The sequence below is a fragment of the Streptomyces sp. NPDC007856 genome, assembly GCF_042868225.1.
GTDB lineage: Bacteria > Actinomycetota > Actinomycetes > Streptomycetales > Streptomycetaceae > Streptomyces.
The window spans coordinates 297,412-316,747 of the sequence record NZ_JBIAEC010000011.1 but is presented as its reverse complement, the minus strand read 5'-3'; the positions used below and the strand labels follow the sequence as shown (position 1 = coordinate 316,747).

Annotated in this window: 17 protein-coding genes and 1 pseudogene; 4 read left to right on the top strand and 14 right to left on the bottom strand. The window is 70.3% G+C overall.

Annotated elements, in window-relative coordinates; genetic code table 11:
* Nucleotides 1-32 precede the first annotated feature (32 nt).
* Both ACFYOH_RS26490 and ACFYOH_RS26485 read right to left on the bottom strand, forming a co-directional pair.
* Entirely contained in the window at nucleotides 33-857 is an 825-nt protein-coding gene (locus ACFYOH_RS26490; RefSeq protein WP_388630074.1) for a BTAD domain-containing putative transcriptional regulator, read from the bottom strand.
* 154 nt (nucleotides 858-1,011) lie between these two features.
* On the bottom strand, nucleotides 1,012-1,620 hold the full coding sequence (locus ACFYOH_RS26485) for a DNA-binding response regulator (protein WP_388630071.1): 609 nt from the start codon (nucleotides 1,618-1,620) through the stop codon (nucleotides 1,012-1,014).
* A 245-nt stretch (nucleotides 1,621-1,865) separates the two neighbouring features.
* Here ACFYOH_RS26485 and ACFYOH_RS26480 point away from each other — a divergent pair, with 245 nt between their 5' ends.
* Entirely contained in the window at nucleotides 1,866-2,798 is a 933-nt protein-coding gene (locus ACFYOH_RS26480; RefSeq protein ID WP_388630068.1) for an MBL fold metallo-hydrolase, read from the top strand.
* A 78-nt stretch (nucleotides 2,799-2,876) separates the two neighbouring features.
* On the opposite strand, the gene ACFYOH_RS26475 is transcribed toward ACFYOH_RS26480, so the two are convergent.
* The 7 genes from ACFYOH_RS26475 to ACFYOH_RS26445 form a co-directional block, all read right to left on the bottom strand.
* On the bottom strand, nucleotides 2,877-3,389 hold the full coding sequence (locus ACFYOH_RS26475) for a flavin reductase family protein (RefSeq protein ID WP_388630065.1): 513 nt from the start codon (nucleotides 3,387-3,389) through the stop codon (nucleotides 2,877-2,879).
* Nucleotides 3,390-3,464: 75 nt separating this feature from the next.
* Nucleotides 3,465-4,607, bottom strand: coding sequence for a sensor histidine kinase (locus ACFYOH_RS26470; RefSeq protein WP_388630062.1), 1,143 nt, complete (start codon nucleotides 4,605-4,607; stop codon nucleotides 3,465-3,467).
* Nucleotides 4,608-5,204: 597 nt separating this feature from the next.
* Nucleotides 5,205-7,601: a glycoside hydrolase family 65 protein gene (locus ACFYOH_RS26465; protein ID WP_388630059.1), complete on the bottom strand. Its 2,397-nt coding sequence runs from the start codon at nucleotides 7,599-7,601 to the stop codon at nucleotides 5,205-5,207.
* 24 nt (nucleotides 7,602-7,625) lie between these two features.
* The gene (locus ACFYOH_RS26460; RefSeq protein ID WP_388630056.1) at nucleotides 7,626-7,949 is read right to left on the bottom strand and encodes a hypothetical protein; all 324 of its coding nucleotides are present in this window, start codon (nucleotides 7,947-7,949) and stop codon (nucleotides 7,626-7,628) included.
* A gap of 107 nt (nucleotides 7,950-8,056) precedes the next feature.
* Nucleotides 8,057-9,196 carry an ABC transporter substrate-binding protein gene (locus tag ACFYOH_RS26455; RefSeq protein ID WP_388630053.1) on the bottom strand — a complete coding sequence of 380 codons (1,140 nt, stop codon included), beginning with the start codon at nucleotides 9,194-9,196 and terminating at the stop codon, nucleotides 8,057-8,059.
* Nucleotides 9,197-9,605: 409 nt separating this feature from the next.
* Nucleotides 9,606-12,431 carry a SpoIIE family protein phosphatase gene (locus ACFYOH_RS26450; protein ID WP_388630050.1) on the bottom strand — a complete coding sequence of 942 codons (2,826 nt, stop codon included), beginning with the start codon at nucleotides 12,429-12,431 and terminating at the stop codon, nucleotides 9,606-9,608.
* 58 nt (nucleotides 12,432-12,489) lie between these two features.
* The gene (locus tag ACFYOH_RS26445; protein ID WP_388630047.1) at nucleotides 12,490-13,497 is read right to left on the bottom strand and encodes a LacI family DNA-binding transcriptional regulator; all 1,008 of its coding nucleotides are present in this window, start codon (nucleotides 13,495-13,497) and stop codon (nucleotides 12,490-12,492) included.
* 110 nt (nucleotides 13,498-13,607) lie between these two features.
* Here ACFYOH_RS26445 and ACFYOH_RS26440 point away from each other — a divergent pair, with 110 nt between their 5' ends.
* From ACFYOH_RS26440 to ACFYOH_RS26430, 3 genes are all read left to right on the top strand, one after another.
* Nucleotides 13,608-14,762 (top strand): Gfo/Idh/MocA family protein, encoded by a 1,155-nt coding sequence (locus ACFYOH_RS26440; protein ID WP_388630044.1) that lies wholly within the window; start codon nucleotides 13,608-13,610, stop codon nucleotides 14,760-14,762.
* A gap of 239 nt (nucleotides 14,763-15,001) precedes the next feature.
* Nucleotides 15,002-15,244 (top strand): hypothetical protein, encoded by a 243-nt coding sequence (locus ACFYOH_RS26435; protein WP_388630041.1) that lies wholly within the window; start codon nucleotides 15,002-15,004, stop codon nucleotides 15,242-15,244.
* A gap of 115 nt (nucleotides 15,245-15,359) precedes the next feature.
* Nucleotides 15,360-15,575 (top strand): hypothetical protein, encoded by a 216-nt coding sequence (locus ACFYOH_RS26430; RefSeq protein ID WP_388630039.1) that lies wholly within the window; start codon nucleotides 15,360-15,362, stop codon nucleotides 15,573-15,575.
* Nucleotides 15,576-15,677: 102 nt separating this feature from the next.
* Here ACFYOH_RS26430 and ACFYOH_RS26425 read toward each other — a convergent pair whose 3' ends face one another.
* The 5 genes and pseudogenes from ACFYOH_RS26425 to ACFYOH_RS26405 form a co-directional block, all read right to left on the bottom strand.
* Nucleotides 15,678-16,127, bottom strand: coding sequence for a DUF664 domain-containing protein (locus ACFYOH_RS26425; RefSeq protein WP_388630036.1), 450 nt, complete (start codon nucleotides 16,125-16,127; stop codon nucleotides 15,678-15,680).
* 285 nt (nucleotides 16,128-16,412) lie between these two features.
* Entirely contained in the window at nucleotides 16,413-16,811 is a 399-nt protein-coding gene (locus tag ACFYOH_RS26420; RefSeq protein ID WP_388630033.1) for a hypothetical protein, read from the bottom strand.
* Between the two features lie 134 nt (nucleotides 16,812-16,945).
* A pseudogene (locus tag ACFYOH_RS26415) lies at nucleotides 16,946-17,179 on the bottom strand (SAM-dependent methyltransferase); the annotation flags it as partial.
* 175 nt (nucleotides 17,180-17,354) lie between these two features.
* On the bottom strand, nucleotides 17,355-17,810 hold the full coding sequence (locus ACFYOH_RS26410; protein WP_388630031.1) for a MaoC family dehydratase: 456 nt from the start codon (nucleotides 17,808-17,810) through the stop codon (nucleotides 17,355-17,357).
* 16 nt (nucleotides 17,811-17,826) lie between these two features.
* Complete coding sequence (locus ACFYOH_RS26405; protein WP_388630028.1) at nucleotides 17,827-19,335, bottom strand: long-chain fatty acid--CoA ligase; 1,509 nt, start codon at nucleotides 19,333-19,335, stop codon at nucleotides 17,827-17,829.
* Nucleotide 19,336 lies beyond the last annotated feature (1 nt).

Genomic DNA, 19,336 nt, shown 5'->3' with positions numbered 1-19,336 from the left:
AAGGCGGGGCGCGAGCCGTAGGACCCCCTTGTTCACCAGGAGGAAGCCAGGACGAAGCTCTCCACGAGGGGCGCCGGTTCGGGGGTCAGCGCCGGATCGCCCGTCAGCATCGCCTGGTGCAGGCGCTGCAGCTGCCGGGACGGCTCGATGCCCAGTTCCTCGGCGAGCGTCCGGCGCAGGTGCTGGTAGGCCCCCAGGGCGCGCCAGGCACTGCCCGACCGGTACAGAGCGAGCATGAACTGCCCGCACAGGGTCTCGTGCAGCGGATGCTGGGCGACGAGCACGCGCAGCTCGCGCAGGAGCACGGCATGACGGCCGAGCCTGAGGTCCGCCTCGATGCGCTGGCTCAGCACCTGCATGCGCGCCTCCTCCAGGCCCTGCACCTCCAGGCCGAGGACATGCCCGGCCTGGACGTCGACCAGCGCCGGACCGCGCCACAGCCCGAGGGCCCTGGCCAGCAGCGTCGAGGCCTGCCGGGCGTCACCGCTCTCCAGTGCGTTCGTACCGCGGACCGCGAGCTGCTCGAACTCGGCGACGTCGGAGCCGGCGCCGTCGGGTGACAGCAGGTAACCGCCGTAGGTGGTGGCGAGTATGTCCTTGCTGGAGCGGTCACCACCGGTGCTCTCCTGTGCCGCGGCCAGCTTGCGGCGCAACTGCAGGATGTACGTCTGCAGTGTGGTGACGGCACTCTGCGGAATGCGCTCGCCCCAGATCTCCTCCATGAGCGTGGGCACCGGCACCACACGGCCGGCGCGCAGAGCGAGCAGTGCGAGCACCTGGCGCGGCTTGCATGCGCTGGGCGCCACCGATACGCCGTTCTCCAGGACCTCCAGCGGACCGAGAACCTTGATCTCCACCCTGAATCCCCCTGCCTGGTGTGCCCCTGCACGAGGCTCGCCCAGGGGCCCGAATTCACCGAGCAACAGACTTTCACTCGCAGGGCGATCGGGCCTAGTGCAGGCGTCATCAGAACCGATATGAAGAATGCATGTGACGCACGTCACCCATGGATTACAGAATCCAGCCGGATTCCCGTGCTATGCGAATGGCGTCCACGCGATTGCGCGCACTCATCTTGGTCACCGCCGACGTCAGATAATTGCGGACCGTGCCGGCCGACAGATGCAACCGGGAAGCGATTTCTGCCACATCCGCACCCTCCGCGGCGACACTCAGCACTTCCCGTTCGCGTTCGGTGAGCGGGCGGCCCCTGGCGTCCCAGGCCGACAGGGCCAGTTGGGGATCGATCACGCGCTCGCCGTCCGCCACCCGCCGGATCGCCTCGGCGAGTTCCTCGGGCGGCGCCTCCTTGAGGAGGTAGCCCGGCACCTGCAGCGCCAGCGCCCTGCGCAGCAGACCGGCGTGACCGATGCCGGTGAGGATCAGCGGTCGGCAGCCAGGCAGCCGCCTGCGCAGATCCTCCACGGCGGACAACCCGTCCTGACCCGGCAGGTTGACGTCGATCACCGCCACGTCCACGCGGTGTTCCACTGCCGCGGGCACGATCTGGTCGCCCCGCTCGACGGTGACGACCACATCGAGGTCGGTCTCGAGACTGAGTAACGCCTCAAGCGCATCGCGAAGCATGCGCATATCTTCGGCGAGCAAAATCCTGATCAATCTTCCCCCCGTTGCACTGCTCCTCAAGTCCCCACAGGATCAAGCCAGTTGACCGAACTTGGGTACAGTCAAACGTTAACAAATCAACGCCCGGCCGGACCTGTGTTCCCGATACCGGACGAGGCGTCAGATCGCCTTGTCACATGGGGTTCCGGTCCCCCTCGACCCGGCCTCGATCGGCGATCTGCACGGTGGATCCAGCGCCGCGGCCGGTCCGCGGCCGGACGACAGCGTCGGGAGGCCTGGTGAGCAGCACGAACACCGCGCACGGACCCATCGCACCGCCCCGGACCGAGGAGGTCGCCGACGGGGTCTTCGCCCATGTCCAGCCGGACGGCGGCTGGTGCCTGAACAACGCCGGGATCATCGTCGCGGACGGCAGCACCGCGCTGGTGGACACGGCTGCCACACAGGCCCGCGCGCTGCTGCTGCGCGATGCCGTGTCGGCGCTGACGCCGCATGTCCCGCGCGTCGTGGTCAACACCCATTTCCACGGCGATCACGCCTTCGGGAACTTCGTCTTCACCCCGGAGGCGGTCGTCGTGGGGCATGCGTTGTGCCGCACCGAGATGGCGGCGGCCGGGCTGCATCTGACCACGCTGTGGCCGGACGTCCGCTGGGGCGAGTTGATCCTCGAACCGCCGTCCGTCACCTATCGGGAGGCGCTCACCGTGCACATCGGTGACATCGAGGCGCAGCTGGTGCATGTGGGTCCCGCCCACACCACGAACGACACCGTGGTCTGGCTGCCGCGGCAGCGGGTGCTGTTCACCGGGGACCTCGTGATGTCCGGTGTCACTCCGTTCTTCCCGATGGGCTCGCTGTCCGGCTCGCTCGCCGGGATCGCCCGGCTGCGGGAGTTCGGCGCGCGGGTCCTGGTGACCGGGCACGGCCCGGTGGCCGGGCCCGAGATCCTCGACATCGCCGAGGGCTATCTGCTGTGGGTGCGGCGGCTGGCACGGGAGGGGACCGCAGCCGGACTCACACCGCTGGAGGTGGCCAGGGAGACCGATCTGGGCGAGTACGCCGCACTGCTCGACTCCGAACGGCTGGTGCCCAACCTGCATCGCGCGTACGCGGAGGAGCGGGGTCTGCCCCCCGGGGCCCCGATGGACATCGGGGCGGTCTTCGGGGAGATGATCGAGCACCACGGCGGACTGCCGGTCTGCCGGGCCTGAGGGGAGGGCCGGCGAGGCTCGCACGCGGCGCGGCAACCCTCGGGGACGGCCGGCCCGTCGCCCGTCCCCGAGCGCCGCTCAGCGGACGGCGGCGGTGAGCCGCCCGACCGGTGACCAGACGCTGTAGCGCCGCTGGTGATACAGCAGCGGCCGACGCGGGAAGGCCTCCGCGCCGTCCACCCGTGCGATGTAGATCCAGTGGTCACCCGCCTCGACCCGCTGCACCACGCTGCACTCGGCGTACGCCAGCGCGATGTCCGCCAGCACCGGGGCGCCCTGTGCCACGGACGACGGCCTCCAGTCGCGTCCGGCGAACTTGCCCTCGGACTTCCCCGCGAAAACCTCCGAGGCTTCCTGGGCGCCTTCGGCGAGCACATGCACCACAAACGCTCCTGAATGGGCCAGTGCCGGCAGCGTCTGAGAGCGCTTGTCCACACAGACCGACAGCAGCGGCGGTTCCGCCGACACCGCTGTCAGCGCGTTGCAGGTGAAACCGCGCGGCTCGCTTCTCTCGTCCAAAGCCGTGACGATCGCAACCGAAGTCGGAAACGATCCGAAGAATTCCCGGAAACGGTTTGTGTCTACCGCCATTCCCTCTCACCGCCACTGTCGGTCGGGCCCTCAGCTGAATCACCGAAAAGTGCTTCGCGGAGCGCGCGAAACGGATCAGGCTTCGTTCGGCTTCAGAGTCGTCCGGCGGGCTGGAGGTCCGGTGGAACCGGGGTCGAGGGATGTGCGCGTCGGCCGGGGCACGACCACCCGCAGGCAGAACCAGGAACCGTTGTGGACACCTGCGGTGAGCGTGCCGCCCACGGCGCTGACCCGCTGGACCAGGCTGCCCAGTCCGCCTCTGCCGTCGTGGCCGGTCACGTGCCTGCCGGGCTCCACGCCGTCGTTCGCCACGCACAATTCGACCGCCCCGTCGCACTCGGCCCCATGGATGACGCACTGGCGGGCGTCGCTGTGCCGCAGCATGTTGGCCACGCCCTCGCGCAGAACCGTGGCCAGGGCCGTGTCCACCGCGTCCGGCAGCTCACCCAGTTCGATGTCGACCGTGACCTTCACATCGGCCGCGGCGAGCAGGGACGCCACCGAGTCGGCCTCGTGCCGGAGCCGCATCTCCGGGTATCCCCGCGCCACGGCCCGCACATCGGCGATCGACTGGCGCGAGATCGTGACGATCGAGGAGACCTCCTCCGACGCGCGCTCGGGGTCTCCCTGCATGATCCGGCGGATCAGTTCTCCCTTCACGGTGATGGCGCACAGGCTGTACCCGAGCAGATCGTGCAGATCGTGGGCGAAGCGCATGCGTTCGTTCGCCACCTCGAACGTCGCCAGCTGCTCGCGTGCGGCGTGGATCCTGGCGACCAGCTGGGCGAGCCACGACAGCCCGTACACCACCAGTCCGGTGAGCATGGTCGAACCGCCCAAGTACACGGCGGTGTACGGTCCCAGACCATCCGTCAGCGCACAGACCACCATGCTCGTGCCGATCACGGCGAAGACGGCCCACGCGAACACCGCGGGCAGGAGCAGCAGAACGGAGCCGCTGAGAAAGCCGGCCATGGCACCCCACTCGGCGTGCCAGGCGAGGAGCGGCACATAGGTCAGGACCGCCTGCGCACCCAGCGACAGGCCCTTGCGCCAGGCGGGAGCCCGCTGTGTTGCCGGAGTGCTGTGGACCAGCTGCACGAGGAAGACCGCGCACAGGTCGAGGAACCCGCAGAGTTCGACGGGTGCACCGCGCAGGTCGCGGAGCATGTTCAGCGTAGTGATCAGCAGATGGGCGAACAGGGTCAGCCGCAGCACGATGCGTGCCGTCCGAGGGGTGGGAAGGGCGCCCGGCGTGTCACTCCCCCCAAGCTCTGCCGCTCCCCCGTCCTCCTGGCCTCTCCCGGGCCCGAAATGCCGCTCCAGCCACAGCGGTTGCGCGCCCAGGGAGTCGGACGGGTTGTGTGGGATGTCGATACGACGTGGTGGGCTGGCAGTGGAGCGGCCGTCCATACGGAATACGCCTTCCCCGTTGCTCGGCAGTCTTCCCGTGCGTTGCCTGTGCAGACGGCGGCAACCTTAGACAAGGAGAGTTACGGCCACGCGTTGGACGTGTATCGCCATGCCGACGTTGCCCTCGCGGGCCGCTCACATGGTCCCGCCGAGCAGGGCCGTACCGGTTCTCGCACACCGCAGCCGAACCCCCGGTGGCCAGCGCGAAGGCGCGGTCGGCCCAGGCGTCCGGTGCGCGGCCGGAGCGAGTTGTGAACCCGGAGCGGCGATCGCAACCATGCCCGGGGTGAGACTTGTCACTCCCGCGCCGAAGCCGACCACGCGCCCCGCAGGACTGCTCCCGGCCAATGCCCGTCCTGCACAGCGAGCGCGGCCCGACAGACCGGTCGCCTCTTGTGCGCTCTACTCCTGTGTCGCCGCCCGGTCCTCCTCCTCGACGGGCAGGCCCACCGGACGGCGGCTGGGCGGCTGTTGCGGTTCGGGGCGCACGGGTGCGGGCGGCACCCGGCGGTCCACCGGGGCCCCGGCGGTCAGGGTGATCGGCTCTCCGTGATGCAGCACGACCAGCGATTCGCCGTCCACCAGGTGGTATCGCGCTTGGGACGGACCGATGTCCACCTTCAGCCTGCATCCGCGTACCAGCAGCGTGAAGGCCACCCTGGACAGCTCCTCCGGCAGCCGCGGTGCGAACGCCAGCAGTTCCTGGCTGCCGTCGTCGCCGGCGTACCGGCGCAGGCCGCCGAACCCGCCGACCAGCGCGATCCATGTCCCGGCGAGGGAGGCGATGTGGAGCCCGTCACGGGTGTTGTGCTCCAGATCGTCCAGGTCCATCAGCGCAGCCTCGCCGAGGTAGGCGTAGGCGAGGCGCAGATGCCCGGTCTCGGCGGCGAGCACCGCCTGGAAGCACGCCGACAGAGAGGAGTCACGGACGGTCAGCGCCTCGTAGTAGGCGAAGTTTCGTGCCTTCTGCTCGTCGGAGAAGACATGCGGGCACTCCATCATCGCCAGCACCACGTCGGCCTGCTTCACCACCTGCTTGCGATACAGGTCGAAGTAGGGATAGTGCAGCAGGAGCGGGTAGTTCTCGGGCGGGGTCGCGTCGAAGTCCCAGCGCTGGAAACTCGTGAAACCGGCCGACTGCTCGTGCACACCGAGCGAGTCGTTGTACGGCACCGCCATGCGGGCCGCGGCGTCCCGCCATGCCGCGGTCTCCTCGTCGTCGACACCGAGTTCCGCGGCGCGTTCCGGATGGCGCGCTGCGGCATTCGCGGCCGAGACCAGGTTCTGCCGGGCCATCAGGTTGGTGTACAGGTTGTCGCGGACGATCGCGCTGTACTCGTCGGGCCCCGTGACCCCGTCGATGTGGAAGACGCCTTCCACGTCGTGGTGTCCGAGCGAGCGCCACAGCCGGGCGGTGTCCACGAGGATCTCGATTCCCTCACCGCGTTCGAAGTCCTCGTCCCCGGTCACCATGACGTACCGGTCGGCGGCCATCGCGACGGCGGCGTTGACGTGGAAGGCGGCCGTCCCGGCCGGCCAGTATGCGGAACACTCGGCACCGTCGATCGTGCGCCAGGGAAACGCCGCTCCCGCGAGCCCCAGCTGACGCGCGCGTTCCCGCGCCGCCGGCAGCATCCGGTGACGCGCCCTCAGCGCCGATGCCACGGCCTGCGGAGCGCTGTAGGTCAGCACGGGCAGCACATAGGACTCGGTGTCCCAGAAACAGTGTCCGTCGTACCCGGTTCCGGTCAGGCCCTTGGCGGGAATCGCGCGGTTCTCACCGCGGGCCGCCGCCTGGAGCACATGGAAGAGGGCGAACCGCACCGCCTGCTGGATGCGCTGGCTGCCCTCGACCTCGACGTCCGCGCCGGCCCAGAAGCGGTCCAGGTACGCCCGCTGTGCCGCGGCCAGCCCGTCCCAGCCGGTGCTGACCGCGGCCGCCACCGCCGCGTCCACCTGATCGTGCACGGCCGGCAGCGATCGTTCCCCCGACCAGCCGTACGCCACGAACTTGACCAGCCGCAGTGGTTGCCCGGGCACCAGATCCGCGGTCACCGTCAGACGGCTGACGTCGGGCTCGCACTGCGCCGTCCAGCGGGTGGTCTCCGGCCCTTCGACGAGATGGTCGGCCGCTGCCCCCACCCGCAGCGCGCTGCGGTCGGTGCAGTGCACCAGCCGCAGGCGGGTGTCCTGCGCGAAGGACTCCTCGGCCACCAGCGGTGACCCGATCACCGCGGCCACGCGCGGATCGCCTTCGAAGCGCGGGAGCTGCGCGTTGGCGACGAGCTCGGACTGCACGGCGACCGTGGTCGGCCCGTCGACCGGCTCGACCTCGTACACCACCGCGGCCACCGCTCGCTGGGTGAAGGACACCAGCCGCCGCGAGGAGATCCGCACCGTGCGACCGCCGGGTGAGATCCACCGTGCCGTGCGGCTGAGAATGCCCGAGCGGAAGTCCAGGACGCGCTCGTGGGCGACCAGCCGGCCGTAGCGCAGATCGTACGGGTGGTCGTCGACCAGCAGCCGGAAGATCTTGCCGTCGGTGACGTTGATCATGGTCTGGCCGGACTCGGGGTATCCGTAGCCCGCCTCGGCGTAGGGCAGCGGATGCCGTTCGTACACGCCGTTGAGGTAGGCGCCGGGCAGTCCGTGCGGCTCTCCTTCCTCCAGGTTCCCGCGCCACCCGATGTGCCCGTTGGAGAGGGCGAAGACCGATTCGCTCTGCGCGAGCACATCGAGATTCAGCTCGGTCTCGCGCAGCGACCACGGCTCGACCGTGAAGCTGGGATGGGTGATCATCGTTCCTCCAGAAGGTCGGCCAGGTCACGCGGCCTGTCCCGGATCCGTTCCCAGCGCTCGGGCCGCCTGTGGGGCCATGCAGCGCAGGCCCGCCGCCCGCGCCGCGTGCACACACCGGCCCGAGCCGTCGTAGGGTTCCACCCCCTCCTCGCGGATCCGCCGCAGCACCAGCTCGCTCTTGCGGTTGCCCAGGCCGTTCACCGACTCTGCCTCGGGCGGGTCCTCGGGCGATCCCTCGGGCAGGTGCACCCCGCGTGCGCCAGGCGGCCGCGTGGACCTTCGCGGTCCGGTGAGCACCCCGTCCAGGTCGAGCAGGCAGGCACGGACGTGCGCAGAAAGCCCCAGCATGCCGCCGAGGCTAGAAGCCACGTGCGGACGGGCACGGCAGGTCACCGTCCGGCACGCCGGAAGGCACCCGCTCGGCCGCGTTCGATACGCGCGCGGCGGTGGCGCGCCTAACCGGACATGGCCTTCGCCCAGCCCTGGTCGACCGTCTTCCGTGCCTGTTCCAGTTGCGCGTCCGTCGGGAACTGCGGCGTTCCCTCGACCGTCGGCAAGCGGGAGGCGGCGGCCTTGTCGAGGGTCCCGTCCTGCCTCATGGCGTCCATGAGCACCGGGCGGGCGAAGCCGCGCAGCCGGAGGTTCTGGCCCTCTGGGCTGAACAGGTACTCCTGCCACAGGCGGGCAGCCGCCGGGTGCGGGGCGTTCTTGTTGACCGCCAGCGCGAAGTACTGCGCGAAGCTGCCGTCGAAGGGGATCGCGACCTGCCAGTTGACACCCTTGTGGCGGAGCTGGTCGGCGTACTGGAGGTTGATGTAGTCCCAGTTGATGCTGATGGGGGTACGGCCGTCCTCGACCGTCGCCGTGGTGGAGTTGAGGGGGTTGAAGTTGCCGATCCTGTTGAGCTCGGCGAAGAAGTCGAGGCCGGGCTGGACGTTGTCGAACGATCCGTTGTTCGCCAGCGCGGCGGCGTAGACGCTGTCGAAGGCGGTGGCCGACCGGGGCGGGTCGCCTTCGAGCGCGACCTTGCCCTTGTACGCGGGCTTCAGCAGATCGGCGAAGGTCTCCGGACACCTCTTGACCCGGTTGGCGTCGCAGCCGATGGAGATGTAGCCCCCGTAGTTGTTGGACCAGCGGGCCTTCGAGTCCTTCTGGTTGTCGGGGATCGAGTCGTAGGCGGCGACCTTGTACGGCGCGAGCAGATTCTGGTCCGCCGCGTTGCGCGCGAACGTATCGCCCACGTCGATCACGTCGGGGGCGGTCGGCCGCTTCCCGCTCTTCTTCAGGGCGTCGACCTCGTCCTCGCTGTGGCCGTGCGGATCCTTGACCGTGACCTTGATCCCGTACTTCTTCTCGAACCCGTCGATCAGGCCGCCGTAGTTGGCCCAGTCACGCGGTAGTGCGATCGCTCTGAGCGTGCCCTCCCGTTTCGCCGCGGCGATCAGTGCACGCATGCCGCCCGCGTTCTCGGCGGAGGTGGCCTTCGACGGCTTCGCGATCGTGGTGGTCGGTGCGTGCTCGCAGGCGCTCGGCCCCAGTGCCAGGACAGAGAAGCAGCCGAGGACGACCGCTGCTCGGGCACGGAGTGTGGTCACGACTGCTCCTGGGGTGGGGAACGCGGTTGTCGCCGAGGGAGCCGGGCTTGTCACAGGGTGTGTCGAACCGCCAAAAAATGCCCGGTGCCACCGCGGCGCGCTCGTGGAGTCCGGAGAGCCGTGGAAGGCCGGGAGTCGCAGTACTCCGGTCCGCCGACACCTCTCCGGCTTCCTTGGGTCTACTGCGTCGACGAACGGGGCATCGAGGCCAGAGTACCCGGCCCTCCCGACGGCGGAATCCCGTCCGGTAAGCCTGCGATCAGCGTGGTTCCCCGGCCGGAGGTGGCCTCCGTACCCCGTGGGCCCCAGTCGCGCCGTGTCGGCACGCGGCGTGCCCGGCATCCGAGGAACGGGCGGGACGTACACGTTCTCCTCACTCTGCCGTGTCGTCCCACGCCGCCGTGTCGTCTCACAGCTCCAGATCGTCCCACTGGCCGAGCAGGATGTCGCCGAGTCCCTCCGCCTCCGGCGTGGCGCCGCCGTGGAGGGACTGTTCGGCCCAGATGACCTTGCCGGTGGACGTGTAGCGGGTCCCCCAGCGTTCGGCGAACTGGGCGACCAGGAAGAGGCCGCGGCCGCCTTCGTCGGTGGCTTTCGCCCGGCGCAGCCGGGGGGAGGTGCTGCTGCCGTCGGAGACCTCGAAGATCAGCGTGCCCGCGCCGGGACGGCTGACCGGCACCGTGCGCAGCAGCCGGACGGCGATGGGCTCGCTGCCGTAGCGGACGGCGTTGGTGATCAGCTCGCTGAGAATGAGTTCGGCGGTGAAGACGACCTGCTCCAGGCCCCACTCCGTCAGCCGGCGGGCGCAGGCGGCGCGCACCGGGGCCACCGCCGCGGGGTCACGGGGCACGTCCCACTCGGCGACCTGGGCCGGCCCGAGTCGGCACGTGCGGGCCACCAGGAGCGCGATGTCGTCCCTGGGCCGGTCGGACAGCATCGCCTCCATCACCGCCGCGCACGTGGCCTCCGGCGTGCGCTCGGGCCCTGACAGGGCATTGCGCAGAGCCTCCAGACCGGCGTCCAGGTCTCGGCCGCGGTCCTCGATCAGTCCGTCGGTGAAGAGCACCAGCCGGGACCCCTCCGGCACGGTGAACTCGACGGTCTCGACCGGCATGCCCGCGCCGAGCCCCAGGGGTGGAGAGATGGGCGGCTGGAGGAAGTCGACGGTCCCGTCGGGCCGGACCACCGCGGGTCCCGGATGGCCGGCGGTGCCAAGGACCAGCCGCCCGGAGGTGGGGTCGTAGACGGCGTACTGGCAGGTCGCCCCGGTGATCATCGCCTGTCCGTCCTCCGTCGCGGCGCTCTCCTCGGCGTCGATCTGGGCCACCAGCTCGTCCAGTCGGCCCATCAGCTCCTCCACGGGCAGGTCCAGGCTGGAGAAGTTGTGCACGGCGGTGCGCAGCCGGCCCATGGTCGCCGCGGCATGCAGACCGTGGCCGACGACATCGCCCACGACCAGTGCCACCCGGGTGCCGGACAGCGGGATGACGTCGAACCAGTCCCCGCCCACCCCGGCCTGGGCCGGCAGGTAGCGGTAGGCCACGTCGAGGGCCGACTGTTCGGGCAGCCCACGTGGCAGCAGGCTGTGCTGCAGGGTGACGGCCATGGTGTGTTCGCGGGTGTAGCGGCGGGCGTTGTCAATGCTCAGCGCCGCCCGGGCGGCCAGCTCCTCGGCGAAGGACATGTCGTCGTCCTCGAACGCCGGGGAGCCCTCGGCACGCCAGAAGTCCACCACGCCCAGCACCACGCCGCGGGCTCGCAACGGAACCACGAGCATGGAGTGGAGGCCGTGGTCGAGGATCCGCCGGGCACGTTCGGGGTACTGGGCCAGCCAGCCTTGGTCGGCGCTCAGGTCCCTGACCAGGACTGATCGGCCGTCGGCCAGCGCCATGGAGACGGGGTGGTCCGGGACGAATCGGATCAGCTCGCCGACGGGGTGGAGGAGATGTTCCTGGCCCAGACCGGCGACGGCGCTGCGGCGCAATTCGGTGATCCGGGCGGTCGCGTCGGAGGACTCCTCACCGTGCAGGACGGCGTCCAGCAGTTCGACGGTGACGAGGTCGGCGAACCGGGGCGCCGCCACCTCGGCCAGTTCCTCGGCCGTGCGCCTGACATCGAGCGTGGTGCCGATCTGCAGCCCGGCTTCGTAGAGCAGCTTCAACCGCTCGCGGGCCACCTCCGCCCGGCCGGCGAGAGCCTGCAGCTCGGTGGTGTCCCGGAGCGTCACCACGCTGCCGACCGGACCGTGAGGCGTGGTGAGCCGCTTGTTGACCGCGAGCAGCCGGTCGCCCGCAAGGTACACCTCGTCGGTCGCGGGGCGGTCGGAGGCCAGCAGCGCGGCGAGATCCTCCTCCAGCCCCAGCTCGGTGATGTGCCGCTGCTCCGCGTCCGTCGGCAGGTCCAGCAGCCGACGCGCCTCGTCGTTGGCCAGCAGCAGCCGGCCGTCACCGCCGACGATCAGCACCCCTTCCCGCACGGCGTGCAGGACCGCGTCGTGGTGCTCGTACATCCGGGTCATCTCCACCGGCCCCAGGCCATGGGTCTGCCGCCGCAACCGGCGGCTCACCAGGGCCGACCCGCCCGCGGCGACGGCGAGGGCCACAGCGGCGCCGCCGACGAGCACCGGCAGCTGCCGGTTCACCCTGTGCTGCACCTTCTCGACCGTGACGGGCACGGAGACGATGGCGATGACCGAGCCGTCGGGCCCCTTGACGGGGACCGCCGAAACCACGGAGAGCCCCAGGGACCCGTGGAAGGTGCTGGTGAACGGCTTGCCGTTCGCCGCCTGCGCATAAGGCCCGATGACGCGTTCCCCGATGCGGTGGGGGTCGCTGTGGGTGAGGGTGATGCCGTTGAGCCCGTACACGATGATGGCGTCGACGCCCGCGGCCTTCCGGGCCGCCTCGGCATACGGCTGCAGCTCCGCGGACGGGTGTGCGCTCTGCAGCGCCGCCGCGATCCCCGGGGAGTTGGCGAACGTCTGCGCGGTGGCGAGCGTCCGGTTCCGGGCGTCCGCCATGTTGTCGCGTTGAGCCTGCACCACGAGGGCCAACAGGGTGGCGGCGACGAGGAGCACCACGACCGCCAGTTGCAGCAGGAAGACCTGGCCGGCGACGCTGCGCACGCTCAGCAGCGACCGCCACGCCTCTCCGCGCCGACGGGGCCGATCGGGCACATGGGCGCTCCCGGACGCGTCAGGCGCACCACGCCCGGATCGACCCGAAGTTTCACCCATGTCACCTTTCTATCGTTTCTGGGCGCACAACAACGAGGCGACTTCACGGCGACGGCCGTCAGGCGCCGTCGAGCGGTGGCGCCGTCGTGCCCCTCACTTCGAGGACCGGGGCGGCGAGGTCGACCTCGCTCGGGCGGTGCGGCTCGTCGATCCGGTCGAGCAGCCGCTGGGCGGCACGCCGGCCCACCTCATGGCCGGCGTTGTCCACGGTGGTCAGCCACAGATGGCGCAGCCGGGAGAGGTATGTGTTGTCGTAGCCGACCAGGGAGAGGTCCCGTGGTACCCGCAGACCGGTCTCCTCGGCGGCGGAGAGCGCGCCGACGCAGGTCATGTCGTTGACCGCGAAGACGGCGGTCGGGCGCCGCGGGCGGCTCAGGAGCCGGACGGTCGCCCGGTAGCCGCCCTCTTCGGTGAGGTCGCCCTGTTCCACCACCGCCGTGCCGGCCAGGCCGTGCTCGCGCATGGTGGCTTCGAAGCTGCGCCGGCGCAGGTCGCCGACCGCGCCCCGACCGGCGATGTGGGCGATGTGCCGGTGGCCGAGGCCGATGAGGTGCTCGGTGGCCAGGCGGGCTCCGTGCTCGTCGTCGTTGGCGACGATGTCCACGCCGGTCAGCACCGGTTCCCGGGCGCCGGCGACGACCGTGGGGACCAGGCCGACGGCGGTGCGCAGGGCCTGTGGGTCCTGGAGCGTGCCGACGGCGATCAGCCCGTCCACGCGGAGTTCGGTGAAGGTGCGGGTGAGGTCCTCGCCGAGGCGCCGGTTGAGGCGGCCGTCGGCGAGCAGCATGTGCAGGCCGTCGTCGTACAGCCGTGCGTTCAACCCGTCGAGCAGCTCCACGAACCAGGGGTTGCGCATGTCGTTGAGCAGCACCCCCACCGTGCGGGTGCGCCGCTCGCTCAGACTGCGCGCCGCCGCGTTGGGCCGGTAGCCGAGCGCTTCGACCGCCGCGAGGACGGCCGCCCGCTTCTCCGGCCGGACTCCCTCCGAACCGCGCAGCACGAGCGAGACCAGGGACTTGGACACGCCGGCCCGTTCGGCGACGTCACGGATGGTCGGAGTGCTCATGACTGGACCGTTCCACAATCTCCTCGCTCCCGTAAAGACCCTTGACACCACGCAGAAGCCGGACCCATGGTGATCGCCCTGGTTCTGGAACGGTCCAAAGAAGGGCGCTCATGGTGAATACGCTCGCCGTCGCCGTCGTGGGATTCGGCTGGATGGGACGGGTGCACACCCAGGCCTACGCCCGCCTGCCGCACCACTTCCCCCAGCTGTCCGTGCGGCCGGAGCTGCTCGCCGTCGCGGACGAGGCACCGGGCCGGGCGGAGGAGGCGGCCGCGCTGTACGGCTTCGCCGCCGCGACCCGCGACTGGCGGGAGGTGGCCGCCGATCCGCGCATCCATGCGGTCAGCATCACCGCCCCGAACTTCCTGCACCGCGAGATCGGCGTCGCGATGGCCGAGGCCGGCAAGCACATCTGGATCGAGAAGCCGGTCGGACTCACCGCCGACGACGCCCGGGCGGTCGCCTGCGCGGTCGCCAAGGCCGGCGTACAGGGCACCGTCGGCTTCAACTACCGCAACGCGCCCGCCGTCGAGGCCGCCCGCGATCTGATCGCCTCCGGCGGGATCGGCACGGTCACCCACGCCCGCATCCGCCTCTTCAGCGACTACGCCGCCCACCCGGACGGCGCCCTGACCTGGCGCTACGAGCGGGCACGCGGCGGCAGCGGGGTGCTCGGCGACCTAGCCTCGCACGGCGTCGACCTGGCCCGGTACCTGCTCGGCGACATCGCCTCGCTCACCGCCGACACCGCGGTCTTCCTCCCCGAACGCGCCCGGCCGACCGGCGCCACCGCCGGGCACACCCTGGCCACCGGCGGCGAACTCGGGCCGGTCGAGAACGAGGACTACGTCAACTGTCTGCTGCGCTTCGCCTCCGGCGCCCGTGGCGTCCTGGAGGCCTGTCGCGTCTCGGTCGGCGAGCAGAACAACTACGGCTTCGAAGTGCACGGCACGAAGGGCGCCGTCTCCTGGGACTTCCGCCGCATGGGCGAACTCGCCGTCAGCCGCGGCACGACCTACCAGGACCAGCCGGTCAGCACGGTGTACGTCGGCCCGGGCGCCGGTGAGTTCGCCGCGTTCCAGCCGGGCGCGGCCAATGCGATGGGCTACGACGACCTGAAGGTCATCGAGGCCTACCGCTTCCTTCGCTCCATCGCCGTGGGAACCGCGGTCGGCACCACGCTCGGCGATGCCGTGGCCAGTGCAGTGGCACTGGACGCGATGGAGCGCTCGGCCCGGCAGGGGGCGTGGGTGAGCCTGGCGTGAGCACCGTGGCGAAGGCGTCGGCGGCGTCGCCGTTCGCGAACCGCCTGGCGGCGAGCATGAACTCCGTGCGCCATGGCGGTGTCGCTGCGCTTCGGAGCGCGACTTCGGCCGAGGAAGCCACGCCGGTCGGACTGGCGCGGGAACGGATCGGCCGTCCGACAGATGACGGGGGCGGCTTCACCCGATCGGGCGGTAAGCGAGGCGGCGGAGGCGTCGGACTCGCCGTCTAGGATCCGACCGTGGCAGAGGTCCCCGATGAGTTGATCAGGCTGGAACGCACCGCCGAGGAGGAGCGCGCGAAACTCGCGGGCCTCACCGGTGACGAGTACGACGCTCAGCTGCGCCGTTGGCGCGAGGCGTCCGACGCCGTACAGGCGGCCATCACCGCGCACGCCGCAGCCACCGGGTCCAGCCCGCACGAGGTTGAGCAGGCCGTGCAGAAGGCCGTGCAGCGCGGCCAGGAGGACCCGGCCGTCGAGTAGCGGGGGCGGGGCCCACCGCTGGGCGGGCGGTGGCGGGCACGTCGAGCAGACAACGCGGGCTCGTTCAGCGATGCTGGACAAGGGTGGCACCCTCCATGCGACAAGGGAGCACGGCATGCTCACAGATCCGGTCGTACGATTTCTGGCGGCCCTGGACCCCGAGCACAGGGACGCAGTCGGCGCCAAACCGCGCCAGGAACAGGAACAGCTCGCAGCGGCCTGGGAACGGGAACTGGAGTCCGATGACGAGCTCGACACCCTCGACGAGCTGTCCCCGCCCGCCGCAGAGGCCGAGGCCGCCCGCCGCGTCATGGAACGCGTCACCGGCTGACCACGGCGCCGGCTGGATACCGGCGCCTGCCCGGTGCCATGTGCCCGGGACACCTGTAGGCCCGAGCTGCGCCCGCTCGAACTGCGCGATCAGCAACACGCTTCAGGGCGTAGGGCCGTGGGCGGGGTCGGCTGCTCTGGCGGCCCGCTCGATCATCGCGTACTTGGTCTCCCAGTGATCCCTGTCCTGCCCGTGCAAGGCCTTGCTCCCCGGGGCCGTCCCGACCACGCCGTCCAGCTGTTCCCGCAGGATGTCGGCGTGTCCGGCGTGCCGGGCGGTCTCGCTGAGCGAGTGGACCATGACGTTGAAAAGCTTGACGTGAGGACGCGGCCACCAGGGCACGAATCCGGGCGCGTCGATGGCCAGAGCCTTGATCGTCGCGTCCGTGTGCTCACCCACGCGCCGGTGGAGACCGACGATCTGTTCGCGTGTCTCGTGCTCGGTGGCCCAGAGTTCTTCCTTCCATGCGGCCTCATCGTCCCAACGGGGCACCGTGTCGGGGAAAGGCCGGCCGAAGACCTCGCCGAAGTACCTCGCGTCCGAGAACGCCACGTGCTTGACCAGGCCGAGGAGGTTGGTCCCGGTAGCGGTCAGGGTGACGTCTCCTGGGTGAGCTCAGGCGCCGGAGGGGCAGCGGCTGATCGCGGAGGTGAAACTGGCGGCCGTCAGCGGCGGTTGGGCTTTTGCGCCGGCTCCGCCGGACTGGTCGAAGCCGATTCCCGAGGGTGTGGCGTCCCCGTCGGCTCCGGAGGTCGCCGGTCACGCGTGCCGCGATGAGCTGCTCCTCGCCGCGCAGGCCGGTGTCCATACGGTGATCCGGGCAGCGCGTGTGCGGCGTTACGGGCGTCGCGCGCGGGCCGTGCGCCAGGCGAACACGGAGGAGACGAGGGCGGTCGTGACCAGACTGCCGATCATGACGAGCCCCACGCCGATGATGAACAGTCCGCTGGAGTCGTCCGACCAGTCGTAGAAGGCGGCAAGGGTGAGCCCGAGCGCGGGGCCCAGGACCGCACCGGCGAGATGGCGTCGGGATGCCGCCCAGCACACCGGTGCGAGCAGAGTGAGTACCAGCCCGATCACCTGCCATGCTTCGTACGGGCCGGTCGTCGAGCCATCGGGGTGCACGTCCCGCTGCTGGTCCCAGCCCAACCATGCGGCCCACGCCGCGAGCGACACCCCGGTAAGCACGAGGATCGGCAACAGGTGGGCAACGGCTCTCGTCAGTCCTTGGCGCATGGATCGAGCGTGACAGCCCACGCCTCTTGCCGAGCAGGGCTCATGTACTCAGATCCGGCTGAGTACATGAGTACGGCGCGGGACGGTGGACCGGGCCCGGCCGATGTCATGGCGACGGCCCCCGTGGGGGCATGCGCCGGTGCGCGAGCTGAGCTCCACACCGTGCTGATGTCCACCCCGGTCCCGGTGATCCGGTGATCTCGGGCCCAGGTGCAGAGCATCTCGCCCGAACCGCAGGCCAGGTCCAGCACGCTCGCGCCGGGTGCCGGCCCGAGCACCCGGCCGAGGACGGCCAGCTTCTCGCTGGTGCAGGGGGTGTGGATGCGGTGGCTGCTCTCGCGGATGGTGAAGCTACGCGGTAGATCCACTTCGGGGATTCCTTCGATCGGAAGGGGTCGCGGTATGTGCTTGCGGCTTGCGGAAGTTCACCGCATCGACCTGGCCCCTCATCCCATGCACCCCACTCACTCCCACGATCACCGACGCGGTCAAGCCAGGCGGCGGTGCAGGCCCTGTCCATCGTGTTTCAGGGGCTGACTTGGGTCAGGCATAGAACCGGGACAGACTCTGGAGAACCGCGGCAGGCTTGGTGCCGCCTTCCACCTCGATCATGCCGTCGACGGTGATCTGCACACCGCCGGGCACGTCCTCGACCGAGGTGAGCCGGGCGGCGAGCCGGATGCGGGAGCCGACCTTCACCGGCGCGGGGAAACGCACCTTGTTCAGGCCGTAGTTGACCTTGGTGGTCACGCCCTGCACGTCCAGCAGTTCGGTGAAGAGAGGAATGAACAGGGACAGGGTGAGGTAGCCATGCGCGATCGGCGCACCGAAAGGGCCCTGGGCCGCCCGCTGCGGGTCGGTGTGGATCCACTGGTGGTCGCCGGTGGCGTCGGCGAAGGTGTCGATGCGTTCCTGTGAGACCTCGATCCACTCGCTGGTGCCGAGGTCGCCGCCGACGAGCTTCTTCAGTTCGTCCAGGCCGTTGACGGTGATGCTCATAAGTCGCCTTTTCTTCTCAGGGAGTTGGGGTGCCGTAGCGGTGGCGCACCCGGGACTTGAGGAGTTTTCCGGAGGCGGTGCGCGGCAGTTCGTCCGTGACCACCACCGACTTGGGGATCTTGTACTTGGCGAGCCGCCCGGACAGTGAGGCCAGTACCTCGTCCGGCTCGAGTTCGGCTCCTGGTGCCGGGACGACGACCGCGCGGGGAACCTCGCCCCACTTGTCGTCCGGCACACCGATCACCGCGCACTCGGCGATACCGGGGTGGGCCAGGAGCAGGTCCTCGATCTCGGCGGGGTAGATGTTCTCGCCGCCGGAGATGATCACGTCCTTGATCCGGTCGACGATGTGCACATAACCGTCCTCGTCGACCCGGGCCGCGTCCCCGCTGCGGAACCAGCCGTCCGCGAAGGCGGCCTCGGTCTCCTCCGGCAGTCCCCAGTAGCCGACCATGACATGCCGTCCGCGCACCACGACCTCGCCGGTCTCGCCGACGTCGACCTGGCTGAGGTCGGGCCGTACGACCCGTACGTCGCTGAAGAAGTGCGGTACGCCCGCCGAGGCCGCCTTGGCGACCGCGTGCTCCGCGTCCAGGAAGAGCGTCCCGGGCGCGGCCTCGGTCATGCCGTAGCCCTGCAGGAAGGTGAGCCCGCGCCGCTGGTAGGCGGCGATGAGCGGGGTCGGCACCGGTGATCCACCGCAGGTCAGGATGCGGAGCGACGACAGGTCGGCGTCCGCCCAGCGGGGGTGCCGGGCAACCTGGTCGAACATCGTCGGCACCCCGAACATGAAGGTGATCCGGTGCCGTTCGATCAGGTCGAGGGTGGTCCCCGGGTCGAAGGCCTCGACCAGGACACAGGTGCCGCCCTTGAGCAGCACCGGCAGGGTCAGCATGTTCAGGCCGGCGGTGTGGAACAGCGGGGCCGAGACCAGGGCGCGTTCGTCGGCGATCAGGTCGTGGTCGACCAAGACGTTGACGGCGTTCCAGGTGAGGTTGCCATGGGTGAGCATCGCACCCTTGGGGCGGCCGGTCGTCCCCGAGGTGTACATGATGATGCAGGTGTCGTCGGGTGCGACCGGTTCGTCGATCGGCTCGTCCGGCGCGGCTGCCAGGGCCTGTTCGTATCCGTCGCCGATCTCGATGCAGGTCCGTACGTCCGTCTCGCCCGGCAGTCCCGCGACGAGCCCGGCGTGCGCGGGGCCGTGTATGAGGACCTTGGCGCCGGAGTCGGCGAGTTGGTAGGCGATCTCCGGGCCGGTGAGGCGGGTGTTGAGGGGGACGAAGACGGCGCCGAGGGTGCCGGTGGCGAACAGGGTCTCCAGGTAGGCGGGGTGGTTGGGGCCGAGGTGGGCGACACGGTCGCCGCGCCTGACGCCCCGGGCGCGCAGGGCGTGGGCGAGGCGGGTGACTCGCGTGTGCAGGGTGCGGTAGTCGGTCGGCTGCTCGCGGTGGATCAGGGCCGTGCGGTGCGGGGTCTTGCGCGCCCGGCGTGCGGGCCACGACCCCAGTCCCTCGTTGCGCATC

Excerpts from the sequence above, each read along its gene's own strand:
- ACFYOH_RS26475 (WP_388630065.1), bottom strand. The coding sequence starts at position 3,389 with ATGGCGGTAGACACAAACCGTTTCCGGGAATTCTTCGGATCGTTTCCG.
- ACFYOH_RS26465 (WP_388630059.1), bottom strand. The coding sequence starts at position 7,601 with ATGATCACCCATCCCAGCTTCACGGTCGAGCCGTGGTCGCTGCGCGAG.
- ACFYOH_RS26460 (WP_388630056.1), bottom strand. The coding sequence starts at position 7,949 with ATGCTGGGGCTTTCTGCGCACGTCCGTGCCTGCCTGCTCGACCTGGAC.
- ACFYOH_RS26450 (WP_388630050.1), bottom strand. The coding sequence starts at position 12,431 with ATGGGTGAAACTTCGGGTCGATCCGGGCGTGGTGCGCCTGACGCGTCC.
- ACFYOH_RS26445 (WP_388630047.1), bottom strand. The coding sequence starts at position 13,497 with ATGAGCACTCCGACCATCCGTGACGTCGCCGAACGGGCCGGCGTGTCC.
- ACFYOH_RS26440 (WP_388630044.1), top strand. The coding sequence starts at position 13,608 with ATGGTGAATACGCTCGCCGTCGCCGTCGTGGGATTCGGCTGGATGGGA.
- ACFYOH_RS26430 (WP_388630039.1), top strand. The coding sequence starts at position 15,360 with ATGCTCACAGATCCGGTCGTACGATTTCTGGCGGCCCTGGACCCCGAG.
- ACFYOH_RS26420 (WP_388630033.1), bottom strand. The coding sequence starts at position 16,811 with ATGCGCCAAGGACTGACGAGAGCCGTTGCCCACCTGTTGCCGATCCTC.
- ACFYOH_RS26410 (WP_388630031.1), bottom strand. The coding sequence starts at position 17,810 with ATGAGCATCACCGTCAACGGCCTGGACGAACTGAAGAAGCTCGTCGGC.
- ACFYOH_RS26405 (WP_388630028.1), bottom strand. The coding sequence starts at position 19,335 with ATGCGCAACGAGGGACTGGGGTCGTGGCCCGCACGCCGGGCGCGCAAG.